Here is a 13,973-nt window from a genome sequence, read left to right as displayed (position 1 = left end):
CGCGGACAGGGTCCTGGTGCGCATGGTGCGCCTGCTGGCCGCGGTGGTACCGATCAAGATGACGGCGGCCGTGCTGCTCGCGGTCTGGCAGCGCTACGTCGAGGCGCTGCTGCACCTCCGGCTGGACAACACCGTCACCGAGCGGATCCTGGCCAAGGCGCTGACGCTGGAGCTGCGGCACTTCGAGGACACCGAGGTCTACGACCCGCTGGCCCGCGCCAGGACCGGGGCGAGCGGCCGCCCGTACCAGTTCTTCGCCGGTCTGCCGGCCACGGTGTCGGCCGGGGGTTCTACGATGGTGAACGGCGGCTCGTCGTGTGCGCCCTGCTCGCGCTGGCCGGAGCCGTCGCCGTGGGGATTGCCGTGCTGCTCGTCGTACAGGACACGACGCGCAGCGGCCAGGCGGGGCAACTCATGGCGTACGTCACCTCGGTGATCCTCATCCAGACCTCGATCCGGAGCCTGTTCCAGGGCCTGGCGAAGCTCTACGACGACAGCCTGCACCTGGCGAACCTGATCGAGTTCCTGGACATCCGGGTGGCGGCGCCGCGGCCCGCCGTGACGGCCTTCCCCGGCCTGCTGCGCAAGGGGATCGAGTTCCGCGACGTGTCGTTGATCTTCGCACGACTGGCCGACCTCGCCGGCCGCTCCACCACGCTGCTGATCGCGCGCCGCTTCTCCACCGTACGGCGCCGTCGCCGACCGCATCGTCGTCATCGACCGGGGACGCATCGTGGACGAGGGCGACCACGACGAGCTGATGGCGGCCGGCGGCGTCTACGCGCGGCTCTTCCGGCTGCAGGCGGCCGGCTACCTGGACGAACCTGGTGGCGCACGTCCTTGGTGGGCGGCCCGCCGGGTCCACAAGACCGGCGCGGCACCGCCGCGACAGCGGGACCGCACGGTCCCGGCATCCCCCGAACAGGATCGGAGCACGCGACTTGCTAACTGATGGCACGGACCCGGAATTGGCCGTCGAAAAACTGATCCATCCCCAATTCCCGCGCTCGGCGTCGTACGACCCGGTCTGGCAGGGCCGATACGCCGACGGCCCCAACCCGTTGTGGTTGGCCGAGTCGCTGACCGACCTGCTGGACCTGGCCCCCGGCATGCGAGTGCTGGACCTGGGTTGCGGCTGGGCGATCAGCTCGATCTTCCTGGCCAGGGAGTTCGGGGTCGATGTCGTGGCCGCCGACATGTGGCTGCGTCCCGAGACATGGCCGCTGATCGTCGAGGCCGGTGTGGAGTCGCAGGTCATACCGGTCCGCGTCGAGGCGCACGATTTGAGGTTCGCCCGCGAGTACTTCGACGTGATCATCAGCCTGGACGCCTACCAGTACTTCGGCACCGACGACCTCTATCTCGGCTACCTGCAGCAGTTCCTTGCCCCCGGCGGCGTGCTGGGCATCGTGGCGCTGGGGGTGACCGAGGAACTGGACGGCGGGCCGCCGGGGCACCTGGCCGACATGTGGACCTGGGACCACAAGGCATTCCACAGCCCGGGCTGGTGGCGCGACCATCTGGAGCGCTCAGGTCCCATGACTGTGGAACACGCCGATCTGGTGCCCGACGGGTGGAAGCACTGCCTACGCTGGCAGGAGCTGGCCGCCTTGGCCGCCGCACCGCAAGCGCGCCCGGCCTGCGCAGAGTGGGCCCGCAGGCTCGCCGTGGATGCCGGCCGCACGATGGGGTGGCCGAGGATTGTGGCGAGAAAGAAGTGACGTGAGGGCTTCGCTTGGCAGCGTGAGCTCCGGCCACCCAGAAGACGGAACGCGTACGGCAGGATGATCAGCTGTGCTCCTTCGCCTGGCCTACTGAGGTAATCCCTGAGGAGCCCGGAAAACGCCGGGCTCCTCAAGCTCTGTGCCACCACGCCATCCGCTCCGGTAGTGGGCAGGCGGCCGAACTCCTGGCCACGCTCCTGGTCGGACAGGGCCGAGTGGATGACGCGCTGGTGCTCTGGCGCGCCCGGGCCGATTCTGGTGAAGGCTCCGCGAACACGATGCTGGCCGATCTTCTCGACGAGCAGGACCGAGTAGGACGGGCTCTCACGCACTGGCGGGCCAGGGCCGATGCCGGCTACCACAACGCCTAGCCGTACCCGTGGACCAAGACCGCCGATCAGATCATCGACCGCATCTGCCGCTACTGCGACCGAATCTCAAAACCGGCTCACTAGCCCGACGCGGCCTGCTGTCGGAAGAAGAACCGCCCGATGATCGTGGGCGCCTTCCCACCCAGCACCTGCCGTCCCTGCCCGGAGCGGACCCTATGCACCAGCGCCCAGCACAGCGGCCGCCACCTCACCCTGCACCCCAAGCGATCCAGGAGACCCTCGATGCCGCCCCCGCCGAACACACCACCCCCGCCAGGCGGGACAAGTACGTCCTCCGTTGCGGTATCGAGGCGACGAACGCACCAGCCACCTGGCCCAACTCGAGCCAGCCCTGACCGCCTGAAGCGAGTTAACCAGCAGAGTCCTTCAGGATGAGCGACAGAAACCAAGCAGAGGCCGCTCTCCTCGCTGAACCACAGTAGTGAAATGCATCAGGGGCCGGTGGCGACGGCCTTCTCGGTGGGTTGTGCGGGAGATTTGATGATGAGAGGGCGTAGGCGTACCGAGATCGCGAAGACGGCGGCGACGGCCGCCATGCCGATGCCGGCCCACAGATTGGCATTGACGTCGCCGGTCTTGGCTCGGTCCGCGGCCGAGTCCACCGCGAGCCCCATGATGATCAGCACGATGCCGTAGAACCCGATCAGTCCGGCGATGACGACGCGGATGTCGAAGGCGCCGACCTTGCGTGGTTCGGCGTTTTCCCTTGTGGCGGGCTGGTTGTTGGTCATGTACCGGCTCCTGATGAGTGAAGAACAGTGGTCATCGGAAGATCACGTTGAGGGCGGTGACGAGCACCAGGGAGATGCCCGCGAGCTTCACCGGCGCCCGGTACCAGGGCACGCGGCTCGCCGCAGGATCGGTGCGCTGCTCCTTGGATCTCGTCGAGAAGACGAGCCCGTTCAGCTCGCTCACCGGCTTGGGGGAGGTCAGCAAGCTGATCAGGACGCTCACCGCGATGTCTACGACGAAAGCCACTCCCGCGGACACGAAGGCCGCTCCCTGCCCGGGCAAGTGGATGACGTCCAACTCGTTGAGCAGCCACACGGCGACCGCGCCCAGTGTCCCGGACACCAGCCCCACCCATCCCGCGGTCGCGGTCATCCGCTTCCAGAGGATGCCGAGGATGAAGGTGGCGAACAGTGGAGCGTTGAAGAAGCCGAACAGGGTCTGGAGATAGGTCATCAGGTTGCCGTAGCCGGCGGCGATGAAGGCGGTGCCGATTGCCAGGAGCGTCGCGCCGACCGTGGCCCACCGGCCGACCTTCAGGTAGTAGCCGTCGGAGCGGCCCTTCTTCACGTACTGCTGCCACAGGTCGTAGCTGAAGACGGTGTTGAAGGCCGAGATGTTGGCCGCCATACCGGCCATGAACGCGGCGAGCAGGCCCGTCAGGGCGATGCCCAGCAGCCCGGTGGGGAGCACGTCGCGTATGAGCAGCAGGATCGAGTCGTTGTACGTGATCCCCGCGCTTTGATCGCCCGCCTTGAGCCGCACCACCTCGGGAACCAGTACCCCTGCGATCATCCCGGGGATCACCACGATGAACGGGATGAACATCTTCGGGAACGAGGCGATGATCGGCGCGCTGCGCGCGGCCGGCATCGAGTTGGTGGCCATCGCGCGCTGGACCTCGACGAAGTTGGTCGTCCAGTAGCCGAAGGAGAGCACGAAGCCCAGGCCGAAGACGAGGCCAATGACGGACAGGACCGAGCTGCCGAATCCGGCCAGTTCGTTGCCCGGCCACGAGTTGAGCTGCTCGGCGCCACCCCCCACGGCCGTCCGCATCCTCTCGACCAGGCCGCTGACACCGCCGACGCGGTGCAGCCCGATGAGGGTGAGCGGCAGCAGTGCGGCGACGATGACGAAGAACTGCAGGACCTCGTTGTAGATGGCCGCGGACAGCCCGCCGAGGGTGATGTAACTGAGGACGATCGCGGCGGCGAGGAGCAGGGCCACCCACAGCGGCCAGCCGAGCAGACCGTTGACCACCGTGGCCAGCAGGAACAGGTTGATCCCTGCGATGAGCACCTGCGCGATGGCGAAGGTGATCGCGTTCACCAGGTGTGCGCCAGGGCCGAAGCGGCGGCGCATGAACTCGGGGACGCTGCGCACCTTGGACCCGTAGTAGAAGGGCATCATCACGATGCCGAGGAACAGCATGGCCGGGACCGCGCCGATCCAGTAGTAGTGCATGGTCGGCATGCCGTACTCGGCGCCGTTGGCCGACATGCCGATGACCTCGACGGCGCCGAGGTTGGCCGAGATGACTGCCAGCCCGGTGATCCAGGCGGGCAGCGACCGAGGCGTTCAACAGCACACTGAAGGTCGAGTACGTGCACCGCCACCGGTTCCGCACCCGGGCCGAGGCACGCCTGAAGATCGCGACCTGGATAGCCGACTTCTACAACACCATCCGGCGGCACAGCGCCAATGACGGCCTGCCGCCCATTACCTTCGAACGTCACATGATCGAGAAGAGACAAGCTTCATCGGCCCTGCTGAGGACCGCTGTGGCATAGAACGTCTCCACGATTTCAGGGGATTGACAGGCATGACCATCAGGGCCTGTGCCTGGGCCTTGGGTGCGTACATGGTGCCGACGGCGCCCCCGAGCAGTTTCGGGTTGCCGTTGAAGGTCTGCTCCAGTTGGTTCAACAGGGTGCAGTAGGTGTGGTTGAACTCTTCCCGCGCGGTACGGATGGCGCTGCCCGGGGCATGATCGGCTGGCCGCGGGTTGGGCCGCATCGGACGTACGCCGTCCGGATTCATGGAGATCGGCTCGCCGGTGGGCCCGGTCTGCGGGGTGTCGCCGCGCTGGTAGCGCCGGCCGAGGTTGAGTTCCTGGAAGCGGTAGTAGTGGGCGACCTCGTCCCGATCGGGGTGGGAAATGTCCTGGTTCCCGTCCCAGACCTCGCCCCGAGCCGTGCCCTCGCCTTGCTCGACGATTGTCAGAAGGGGTGTTTTCGCGCAACATGATCGCCCGCGGCCCCTTTCGGATGGCCAGCCGCGGTCAGGACGGACGCAGGAGGAGCTGTGGTCCTGGCGCTGGGCTGGTTCTTCGTCGTCCACCAGGACGAACAAGTGCTTGAAGTGCGGCGCCTGCGGGTCGGTCAACTCGGGCGGGGCCGTGGACAGGTTCGGCGTCATCGCCGCCCCTGGGTCGTGCTCTGGTTGGCGGGCTGCCCGCCGTCTTCGGGATTGGGTTCGAGGGGGTGTCCGTGGTCGGTCACAGGTGCAGCTTTCTGGCCTGTTCATGGCGGATCGACAGGTCCGTGGGCGAAGGCTGAGACGGTCGGTTGCGCCTGTCTTCGGTAGCGGGCCGGAACAGGGACCCGTTCTCCAGCTCCGTGATGGCGGCCAGAATGCCGCGCAGTCCCACCCGCTCGCGCTCGATCTCGATGGGATCGAACAGCCACTCGGTGACGGATAGATCACGGGGATTCTGCGAATGACTCGCTTCGGCCGTGGTCAGTGCGATCGCGACCACGACCTTGAGCTCGTGCAGGAAGTTGTTCTCATCGGTGGGGCTGCTCATCTCTCCTCCGAGCGTGTTTGCGGGGATGGGTTCGTCGCACCGGGCGAATGAGGTGCGAAGCGCGAAGGGCCGGCGGGCGAGCCAGGGGTGATGAGGTTCCTCCGCTCAACGGTGTCTCACGACCGCGACGTTCGGTCCTGCGGCCAGGACAAGACGGCGGGTGTCACAGATCGAACCGCCTTGCGCAGGGCGGTCTTTGTCTATTTGCCGGTGGTGGCGCGGTCGAGCCAGTCGCGGTAGCGGATCTGGCCGAGGGTGGCGCCGTCACCGGGCTCCCAGGCGGCCAGGGCGATGCGGAAGAACTCGTCCATCCGGAACTGCTCGGGCCCGGCCACCTCCACCCGGCCGTTCAGCGGCGACCCCACCGCGACCCGGGCGACCGCCTGAGCTACGTCGTCGCCCGCCATGGGCTGGAAGCGCACGGGCGCGATGTGCACCTTGCCATCGACCGTGGCCTCATCCGCGATCGCGTGGGCGAACTCGAAGAACTGCGTCGCGTGGACGAGCGAGAATCGATCGCCCCACTCGCCAGCTGAGACCGGACAGCCTCCGGACTCGTGACAGCCGCAGGGAGCTTCTTTGCGATCCATCAGCTTCGACTCGGACGTCGTCAGGCTGTGGCCCGCCGTTGGCGGGCGCGTAACCGGCGGCGCTCCTCCGGGGTTGTGCCGCCCCACATGCCGTCCGGTTCACCGGTGCTCAGGGCCCAGTCGAGACAGGCCGGCCGTACGGGGCAGGCCTGGCAGATGCGCCGTGCCTGATCGGTGGGCAGGCTCGGCCGGGCGTCCCAGGTGATCGGGAAGAACAGGCCGGGGTCCGCGTCCTGGCAGGCGGCGTGGGCGGTCCAGCTCAGAGGGGATCGGAGCTCCCGGTGCTGATGAATCTGATGAACGGTCATGATCTTCACCTCGTGAACGACAGGTCGATATGAGCGGGATGTTTCAGTTGGGTCCGGGCGACAGTCACAACGGCGGCGACAACCTGCTCGACCGTGTTGTTCTCTGTGGGGGCGGCGCCCCCTGGGTCTCGGCTCCAGGAAGCGCGGAAAATGCCGTACGGGTCGCAGCGGCTCCACTCGCGCCGGGTGCGGTTCTGAGTTTGATCGTCGGCCACTGGGCGTGTGCCTCGCTTTTGAGCATCACGTCGTCGAGCAGGCCGTCCTGATCCTTAGGTTTCCACTGCTGACGCACCGGGTGCGGGTCGTAAGGTCTATGACGCTTCCTGCCGGGTTGGTTCCCCGGCCCCTGTGATCTTGTTGTGCAGGCCTTTGAGCGCGGCGACGTAGATCTCCGAGAAGGTGGGGAACGGTTGGATGGTGTCGCGCAGCACGTCCAGCGGGATCCGGGCGCGGATCGCGACGGTCGCCTGCTGCAGCCACTCGCCCGCCTCGGGGGCGAGAGCGTAGGCGCCGGTGAGCACGCGGCCGTCGCTGAGCAGCGTGAGGAATCCGTTGGATTCCGCATAGGCGCGGGTGTACGTAGCGGTCTTGGCCACCTCGGAGAGGGGGACGGTGGCGCTGAAGCGTGCCTCGGCGTCGCCGACCGATGCGGCCTGCGGGTCGGTGTAGACGACGCGGGGCACGGCCGTGTAGTCGGCCTCGCGGGGCGTGCCGAGAATGTTGTCCGCGACGACCTCGCCCTGGTATTTGCCGACATGGGTCAGCATCCAAAGGCCGGTGGCGTCGCCGACGACCCAGAGGTTCTCGGCGGCGCGCGAACGCCGATCGACCGGGATGCCATGGCCGTCGGCGCTCACACCGACCGTCTCCAGGCCGATGTCGTGCACGCGTGGGCGCCGCCCGGCGGCGACGAGCAGCTTGTCGCCGCGCAGCTCTTGACCGTCGTCGAGCGTGAGAACGTATTCCTCATCGTCGCGCCGGGCGCCGACGACCTGCGGGCCGAGCACGACCTCGATCCCGTCGCGGCGCAGAACCTCGCCGAGCGCCTCGCCCAGTGGTGCGGGTTCGCGCGGAAGGACGTGCCGGCCCCGCGCGGTCAGGACCACCTCGCCGCCCAGACGTCGTACCGCCTGGGCCATCTCCACACCGACGGCACCGCCGCCGAGTACGAGAAGCCGTCGCGGGACCGCCCTCATGCTGGTCGCCTCGCGGCTGGTCCAGACGCCCGGCAGTTCCCGCAGGCCCGGGACAGGAGGGATGACGGGTGACGCGCCGGTGGCGATGACGATGTGATCGGCGGTGTAGCGGACACCGCTCACCTCCACGACACCCGGCCCGGCGAGCCGGCCGGTGCCGCGCAGCAGATCGATGCCGCCTGCGGCCAGCCACCGCTGCTGGCCCGCGTCGGAGTAGTCGGACACCATGAAGTTCCGCCAGGCCAGGGCTTGCTCGGCGTCGACCTCGGCGGTGGCGGCCGCCTCCCGCGCGCCGTGGACCGCCTCGCCCGCACGCAACAGCGTCTTGGACGGGATGCAGGCCCAGTAGGAGCACTCCCCGCCGACCAGTTCCCGTTCCACGAGCGCGACGCGCAGTCCGCCTTCGGCCAGGGCGCCGACACAGTGCTCCCCAGGCGATCCGCCGCCGATCACGATGACGTCGTAGTTGCTGCTCATCTGTCTGCCTCCTGCTTGTTTCGGTAAGGGGGTGTCGTCGGGGTGTTCATGGCTGAGCAGGTTGTCCGGTCGTTCTCAGCGGCGACGGCGACGAAGCGCGCCGGCATTGGCCTTCGTAAGCTCGCGCTCGGGTGGGAACGGCTACCATGCTTGGTCGCCGGCACGGATCAGCATCTCGTTGACGGCGACCCTCCGCTCTCGTGTGACGATGTAGCTGATCGCGTCCGCGATGTCCTCTGGCCGCAGCGCTTCGATTCCGGCGATCTGCCGGCGGGCCGCGTCCCGAATGGTGTCGCTGAGGTGGTTCACCAGTTCGGTGTCCACGACGTCGGGCGCCACGGCGCTGACCCGGACGTGCTCGCTGAACAGTTCCTGGCGAAGGGATTCGGTGAACGCGTTCAGGCCGGACTTGGTCAGGGCGTAGACGCTGCTCCCAGGCCGGGAGGCTCGCCCGGCGGTCGAGCTGACGTTCACCAGATCAGCCACCTGCCGCGGCGATGTCGACGCGGCGTAGATCAGGTGCGGGACGGCGGCGTGCGTGATGTGCAGCAGCGCGGCCACGTTGAGCGAGATCATCCGGTCCCACTCCTCGATGGTGGTGTGCAGGGCCGGGTTGAGCAGCATGATCCCGGCGTTGTTGACCAGGATGTCCAGGCGCCCGAGCCGGTCCAGCGTGTCCTGCACCGCGTCCTCGGCGCGTTCCGGCTCGGTGATGTCGGCCTCAACCGCAACCGCGTGTCCGCCCAACTTCGCGATGTCGCTCGCGACCTGGTCCAGGCGATCGCGGCGACGGGCGACCAGGGCGACCGCCGCGCCCTCGCGGGCGAGACGGCGCGCGGTCGCGGCGCCGATACCGCTGCTGGCGCCGGTGACGAGCGCGACGGCTCCGTCTAGCGGCTGTTCGGACATTTCTGCCTCATTCTCTGGAGTCGAGGACGACTGCGCGGGTCACGGACGGGTTGACGGAGAAGATGGGGGAAGACGCCGGTTACCAGGGCGACCGCAAAGGCGCGCCATGCTCGGTTACATTTCCTACTAACGACCGGACGGGGCGACGAAATGTGACATGCATGTACTGGTAGGGCGAAGGCCAGGATCATCGGGGTGCCAGGACTTGGCGAACGCCGCAGCACAGTGACAGCGACGCCGTCGAGAAATGATCAGTTAGTGGCGTGGGCTGCGGTCTTGATGAGCTGGGCGACCGTGTCGGGCTTGGAGGTCAGCGCGGCGTGCGAGCCGGAAACCTCGACCGTGCGGGACTTGGCGCGTGCGGTCATGAAGCGGTGGGCCTGGAGCGGGATGATGCGGTCCTCGCGGGAGATCAGGGCCCAGGACGGTACGGTCTTCCAGGCGGGCGCGCCGGAGGGCTCGGTCAGCGCGCCGTAGGTGATCGGCCGCTGGGTGGCGGCCAGGAGAGCGCTGGTGGAGCGGGGCAGGTCAGCGGCGAAGATGTCGGGGAAGTTCTCGGTCTTGATGTAGACGTCGGCGTCGCCAGAGGTCAGGGGTACGGTCTTGATCGTGCTGTCGCCGATCTGGCTGCCCGGGTATTTGGTGGACAGGTCGAAGACGCTCTCGCCCTGGTCGGGGATGACGGCTGAGACGTACACCAGGGCCTTGACGTCGGGATCGTCGCCCGCGACGTTGGTCGCGACCGCGCCGCCGTAGGAGTGGCCGACCAGGATGATGGGCCCGTCCACGGTGGCGAGCAGGCTCTTGAGGTGGGCGGCATCGGAGGCCAGGCCGCGCAGCGGGTTGGCGGTGGCGAGCACCGGATAACCGTCGTTGCTGAGCCGGGCGATGACTCCGTTCCAGCCGGAGGCGTCGGCATAGGCGCCGTGAACGAGGACGACGGTGGGTTTGGTGCCGTGCGTGACGGTCGCGTTCGCGGGCTGGGCGGCCAGGGTGCCGGTCAGGGCGACCAGGACGGCGGCGAAGGCGGTGTTCGAGCGTCGGAACATTGGGGGAGTCCTTTTCTTCATCGTGTGAGAGTGAGGGTGGCGCCGTCCCCCTCCGAACGGCGCCACGAAGAGGTGGTCATCTGGGGAAATCGGGCAGGGTGACATTTACCTGGCCGGCGTGCGTTCAGCTGATGGCGTCCGGGCCGCCCCCAATGACCACGTATCGCAGGGTCTTGGGTCAGGCCCCTTTTCCATGTCCGCACCTGCTCCTGCATCCGTCGCGTTGATGACGGACGGTTCTGCAGCTATGACAGGACGGCCGGGCCTGTTCGTGACGGATCTTTGGATTTCTTCATCCCGTATCCGGACGCGCACATTTACGGAAACTGCGGCGGCGGCGAGCTGCGTGCGCCCGTGACTGTGGGCACCAGCACTCCGCTCGGCGAGAGACCTTTCGGTCGATCGCCGTGGCGGACTCGCCACGGGCAGCGACTCCCCGGTCAATGCCGGGGCGGCCACCATCCTGCATCTGGGGATGCCAACGTGGCGTGGCTCAACGGGCCGGTGAACCGTCGGCCGGCGCGGTACACACCCCGAGCGGCTTGGGGTCGTCGGACCCATGCCGGACGGGACGGCGTACAACGTTCCCGCTGCTGAGAACGTCGTCAGCCCGGGCAGATGACGGATCGCGCCACCCGCCATACCGAAGGACTCTCCAGGGAAGAGGGCCTTGGCTGGCTCCCGCTTGCCTGCCGCATGGCCCATAACGCCTGGGACTTCGACAGCTGGTATGTGCTTTCGGCGAAGCTGGTCGATCTGGCGCGCGAAACGGGGGATCTGTCGGTACTGCCGTCGGCTCTTCTGCTGCTCCTGTCGAATCGGGTACTCGCTGGCGAGCTCGCCTTCACGGATGCGCTGGTCGCCGAGGCGATGACGATCGGTGACGTGACGGGCAGCCGCTTCAACGCCCAGTACGGGGCCCTGGTGCTCGAGCCGTGGAGAGGCCGGGAAGCCGCGACACGTGAGGTGATCGAAGCGATCACGCGAGATACGGTCCTCGAAGGGGAAGGAAAGGTGGCGACCGCTACCCAATGGGCGAACGCGGTGCTCTATAACGGCCTCGGCCGCTACGAGGAGGCCTATGTTGCGGCCGAGCGAGGCTGCAAGCACCCGAAGGAGTTGGGACTGTCCACCTGGTCCATGATCGAGCTCGTCGAGGCCGCCGCCCGGAGCGGAAGGCCGGCCCGCGCCGCGGCCGCCGCCCAGCTACTCGACGAGATGGCACAGGCCAGTGGCACCGACTGGGCCCTCGGCATCTCGGCGAGCGTGCGCGCTCAGGTGAGCAAAGGACCGGCCGCTGACGCCCTGTACCGCGAGGCGATTGAGCGGCTCAGCCGCACCGAGGTCCGGATGGCACTCGCCCGCACTCGGCTGCTCTACGGCGAGTGGCTGCGCCGGGAGAACCGCCGCGCCGACGCACGCGAGCAACTGCGCATCGCCTACGAGATGCTCAGCCAGATGGGCGCTGAGGCGTTCGCGGAACGCGCCCGGCGTGAGCTCCAGGCCACCGGCGAGACGATACGCAAGCGCTCCGTCGAGGTGCACATCACTCTCACCGCCCAGGAATCGCAGATAGCACGCTTGGCAGGCGACGGATTGACGAACCCCGAGATCGGCGCTCAGCTCTTCATCAGCCCGCACACCGTCGAATGGCACCTACGCAAGATCTTCGTGAAGCTCGGCATCGTGTCCCGCAAACAGATCCGCAGCACGCTGCTCGAAGGCACGGTGGCTACGGCCTAACACTCCGTGATCGGCTCGCGAGACCCTTGGCGGTGAAAACGGACAGGCCAGGGTTGGTGGATTCGGTGCTCGCTTCCCCGATCTCCCGGCGGGCCGGCTCACGTCGATGACCTCTCCGCCCGGAGCTGACCGCGTCCGGCGGCGAGCGAGCTGCCAGGTGATGGCGCTCTTCCTGCCGTCTGGGGGAATCGATCGCCCCACTCGCCAGCTGAGACCGGACAGCCCTCAGGACTCGTGACAGCAGCCGAAATTCCTTGCTGAGAGGTGCCCGCGAGCTCAACCGGCATGTCTGACCTGAATGATCGCCACCGGGCAGGTGGCGTGGTGCAGGACGGTCTGGCTGACCGAGCCGTGCAGCAGCGCGCTGAGCTCGTGGCGGTGATGAGAGCCGACCACGAGGAGGGATGCCTGGGACGCGGCGTGCGTCAGCTCCTTACCCGGGCGGCCGGTGAGTGACTCGTGGTCGATGGTGACGGCGGGGAAGCGCTCCCGCCACCGGGCCAGGACGTGCTCCGGCAGGGCCGTGCGATTCGGGGCGGCCGATTTCCCGGCGCTGACGTGCGCGAGTATCAGGGGATTCGCCGTCCGGGCGGCGTGCGCGAACGCGAAGTCGAGCAACGCCTCGCTCTCGTCGTGCTCGGCGACGCCGACCACCACGGGTCCGTGTGGCGTGGCGGGCCCGCGTACGACGAGGACGGGACAGGCGGCCTCGGCCGCCAGCCGGGCGCCCACCGAGCCCAGGAGCAGGCCGCTCACCTCGCCGAGCCCACGGCTGCCGATGACGAGCAGTTCCGCCTCGTGCGAGTTGCGCAGCAGGGCGATGACGGGCTCGGTCTCCGGCAGGCCGGTGGTCACCTCGACGCCGGGGGCGACCGCCCGCGCACGGTCCAGCGCTTTGGCCAGGACACGTTCGGCGGCGTGCCGGAGACCGGCTTCGGGCGGCGCTCCCGGCGCCGGTCCGAGGGGTGCCTTCAGCAGCGGCCAGATGAAGGCGTGCAGGATCCGCAACGGCCGCCGCCGGCGTTCGGCCTCGCCGGCGGCCCACTCCACGGCTCGCAGGCTCTCGTCGGAATCGTCCACGCCCACGACTACAGGGCTCATCGTCGTCCTTTCGGGGGAAACTTCACAGGTGGTGTTATTCGACGAGTTTTCCGACGCTGGAGACCTCGCGCATGAGCGCCGTGATCTCGTCGGGGATCGGGGGGATCGTCTCCCTGGCCACTGATCCGGGGCCGGACCATACGAGGTTGACCCGCAGCGCGGGATCGAGGTCGGGGTAGTCGGAGCGGTTGTGGCAGCCACGGGTCTCGCGTCGTTCGAGCGCGGTCTCGACGGTCGCCCGTGCGGCGAGCGCCGCCGACTTCAGGTCGAAGGCGTGCGCCAGGTCCTGGAAGCCGGCGATGTCCGGGTGCACGCCGACGTCGTCGATGCGCGCCTCCACCGTGGAGAGTGCGGCCAGGCCCTGCCGCAGGCCGGTCTCGTCGCGGACCACGCCGGCGTGCTCGGTCATGATGTCGCGCAGGGCTCGCTGCAGTGACCGTACGTTCTCGGGGCCGTCGGCGACGAGGAGGTCGTCCACCTCCGCCCGCGCCGCGTCGAGCGCCTCGGCCGAGCGGCGCTGGGCGTCGAGGCCCGCCGAGTACTGGGCCGCGGCCTGTCCGACGATGCGGCCGAAGACGAGGAGTTCGATGAGGGAGTTGCCGCCGAGGCGGTTGGCGCCGTGCAGGCCGCTGGCCGCCTCCCCGATCGCGTACAGGCCGTCGACGTCCGTGCCGTGGTCCTCGGGCCGTACCCAGACGCCGCCCATCGAGTAGTGCGCGGTCGGCGCGATCTCGATCGGTTGTTTGGTGATGTCGAGCATCTGCAGTTCGAGGAGCGTCTGGTAGACGCGGGGCAGCCGCGTCATGATCGTCTCGCGGGGGAGATGGGACACATCCAGCCACACACCCCCGTTGGGGGTGCCGCGGCCTTCCTTGATCTCCGTGTAGGCGGCCAGTGCGACGCGGTCGCGGGTGGACAACTCCATCCGTTCCGGGTCGTAGCGCGACAT

Annotated in this window: 17 protein-coding genes; 6 read left to right on the top strand and 11 right to left on the bottom strand. The window is 68.2% G+C overall.

The annotated features are described in order from the left end of the window. Positions 1-16: 16 nt before the first annotated feature. From ACIBQX_RS36915 to ACIBQX_RS36900, 4 genes are all read left to right on the top strand, one after another. Positions 17-436 carry a hypothetical protein gene (locus ACIBQX_RS36915; RefSeq protein ID WP_397012924.1) on the top strand — a complete coding sequence of 140 codons (420 nt, stop codon included), beginning with the start codon at positions 17-19 and terminating at the stop codon, positions 434-436. Then, complete coding sequence (locus ACIBQX_RS36910) at positions 364-948, top strand: hypothetical protein (protein WP_397012922.1); 585 nt, start codon at positions 364-366, stop codon at positions 946-948. The genes ACIBQX_RS36915 and ACIBQX_RS36910 overlap by 73 nt, the downstream gene beginning before the upstream one ends. A gap of 20 nt (positions 949-968) precedes the next feature. Continuing rightward, positions 969-1,721 carry an SAM-dependent methyltransferase gene (locus tag ACIBQX_RS36905; RefSeq protein ID WP_397012920.1) on the top strand — a complete coding sequence of 251 codons (753 nt, stop codon included), beginning with the start codon at positions 969-971 and terminating at the stop codon, positions 1,719-1,721. A 218-nt stretch (positions 1,722-1,939) separates the two neighbouring features. After that, positions 1,940-2,095: a hypothetical protein gene (locus tag ACIBQX_RS36900; RefSeq protein WP_397012919.1), complete on the top strand. Its 156-nt coding sequence runs from the start codon at positions 1,940-1,942 to the stop codon at positions 2,093-2,095. A gap of 452 nt (positions 2,096-2,547) precedes the next feature. Here ACIBQX_RS36900 and ACIBQX_RS36895 read toward each other — a convergent pair whose 3' ends face one another. Further along, complete coding sequence (locus ACIBQX_RS36895; RefSeq protein WP_397012917.1) at positions 2,548-2,847, bottom strand: hypothetical protein; 300 nt, start codon at positions 2,845-2,847, stop codon at positions 2,548-2,550. A 31-nt stretch (positions 2,848-2,878) separates the two neighbouring features. Continuing rightward, positions 2,879-4,411 (bottom strand): sodium:solute symporter family protein, encoded by a 1,533-nt coding sequence (locus tag ACIBQX_RS36890; protein WP_397013475.1) that lies wholly within the window; start codon positions 4,409-4,411, stop codon positions 2,879-2,881. Positions 4,412-4,449: 38 nt separating this feature from the next. Between ACIBQX_RS36890 and ACIBQX_RS36885 the strand changes: the two genes are divergently transcribed. Further along, a complete protein-coding gene (locus ACIBQX_RS36885) occupies positions 4,450-4,635 on the top strand; it encodes an integrase core domain-containing protein (RefSeq protein WP_397012916.1) in 186 nt (61 codons plus the stop codon). Here the strand turns inward: ACIBQX_RS36885 and ACIBQX_RS36880 are convergent. The 7 genes from ACIBQX_RS36880 to ACIBQX_RS36850 form a co-directional block, all read right to left on the bottom strand. Further along, positions 4,565-5,263 carry a ferritin-like domain-containing protein gene (locus ACIBQX_RS36880; protein ID WP_397012914.1) on the bottom strand — a complete coding sequence of 233 codons (699 nt, stop codon included), beginning with the start codon at positions 5,261-5,263 and terminating at the stop codon, positions 4,565-4,567. The two genes, ACIBQX_RS36885 and ACIBQX_RS36880, sit on opposite strands and share 71 nt — an antisense overlap. Positions 5,264-5,342: 79 nt before the next feature. Then, on the bottom strand, positions 5,343-5,651 hold the full coding sequence (locus tag ACIBQX_RS36875) for a hypothetical protein (protein WP_397012913.1): 309 nt from the start codon (positions 5,649-5,651) through the stop codon (positions 5,343-5,345). Positions 5,652-5,851: 200 nt separating this feature from the next. Beyond that, positions 5,852-6,241: a hypothetical protein gene (locus ACIBQX_RS36870; protein ID WP_397012911.1), complete on the bottom strand. Its 390-nt coding sequence runs from the start codon at positions 6,239-6,241 to the stop codon at positions 5,852-5,854. Positions 6,242-6,261: 20 nt separating this feature from the next. Next, entirely contained in the window at positions 6,262-6,549 is a 288-nt protein-coding gene (locus ACIBQX_RS36865) for a WhiB family transcriptional regulator (RefSeq protein ID WP_397012910.1), read from the bottom strand. A 311-nt stretch (positions 6,550-6,860) separates the two neighbouring features. Beyond that, on the bottom strand, positions 6,861-8,222 hold the full coding sequence (locus ACIBQX_RS36860; RefSeq protein WP_397012908.1) for a dihydrolipoyl dehydrogenase family protein: 1,362 nt from the start codon (positions 8,220-8,222) through the stop codon (positions 6,861-6,863). A 141-nt stretch (positions 8,223-8,363) separates the two neighbouring features. Beyond that, positions 8,364-9,131, bottom strand: coding sequence for an SDR family NAD(P)-dependent oxidoreductase (locus ACIBQX_RS36855; protein ID WP_397012906.1), 768 nt, complete (start codon positions 9,129-9,131; stop codon positions 8,364-8,366). Between the two features lie 251 nt (positions 9,132-9,382). After that, on the bottom strand, positions 9,383-10,180 hold the full coding sequence (locus tag ACIBQX_RS36850) for an alpha/beta fold hydrolase (RefSeq protein WP_397012905.1): 798 nt from the start codon (positions 10,178-10,180) through the stop codon (positions 9,383-9,385). A 618-nt stretch (positions 10,181-10,798) separates the two neighbouring features. Here ACIBQX_RS36850 and ACIBQX_RS36845 point away from each other — a divergent pair. Next, positions 10,799-11,923 (top strand): LuxR C-terminal-related transcriptional regulator, encoded by a 1,125-nt coding sequence (locus tag ACIBQX_RS36845; protein ID WP_397012903.1) that lies wholly within the window; start codon positions 10,799-10,801, stop codon positions 11,921-11,923. Positions 11,924-12,199: 276 nt separating this feature from the next. Here the strand turns inward: ACIBQX_RS36845 and ACIBQX_RS36840 are convergent, their stop codons facing one another. Together ACIBQX_RS36840 and ACIBQX_RS36835 are read right to left on the bottom strand one after the other, a co-directional pair. Beyond that, complete coding sequence (locus tag ACIBQX_RS36840) at positions 12,200-13,024, bottom strand: universal stress protein (protein ID WP_397012901.1); 825 nt, start codon at positions 13,022-13,024, stop codon at positions 12,200-12,202. Positions 13,025-13,058: 34 nt separating this feature from the next. Next, positions 13,059-13,973, bottom strand: a 915-nt coding sequence (locus ACIBQX_RS36835) for an FAD-binding protein (protein WP_397012899.1), incomplete at its 5' end; no start/stop codon positions are given.

It is taken from the genome of Nonomuraea sp. NPDC049714, from assembly GCF_044465295.1.
GTDB lineage: Bacteria > Actinomycetota > Actinomycetes > Streptosporangiales > Streptosporangiaceae > Nonomuraea.
The sequence above is the reverse complement of the archived record's forward strand: the minus strand, read 5'-3'. Positions and strand labels throughout refer to the sequence as shown.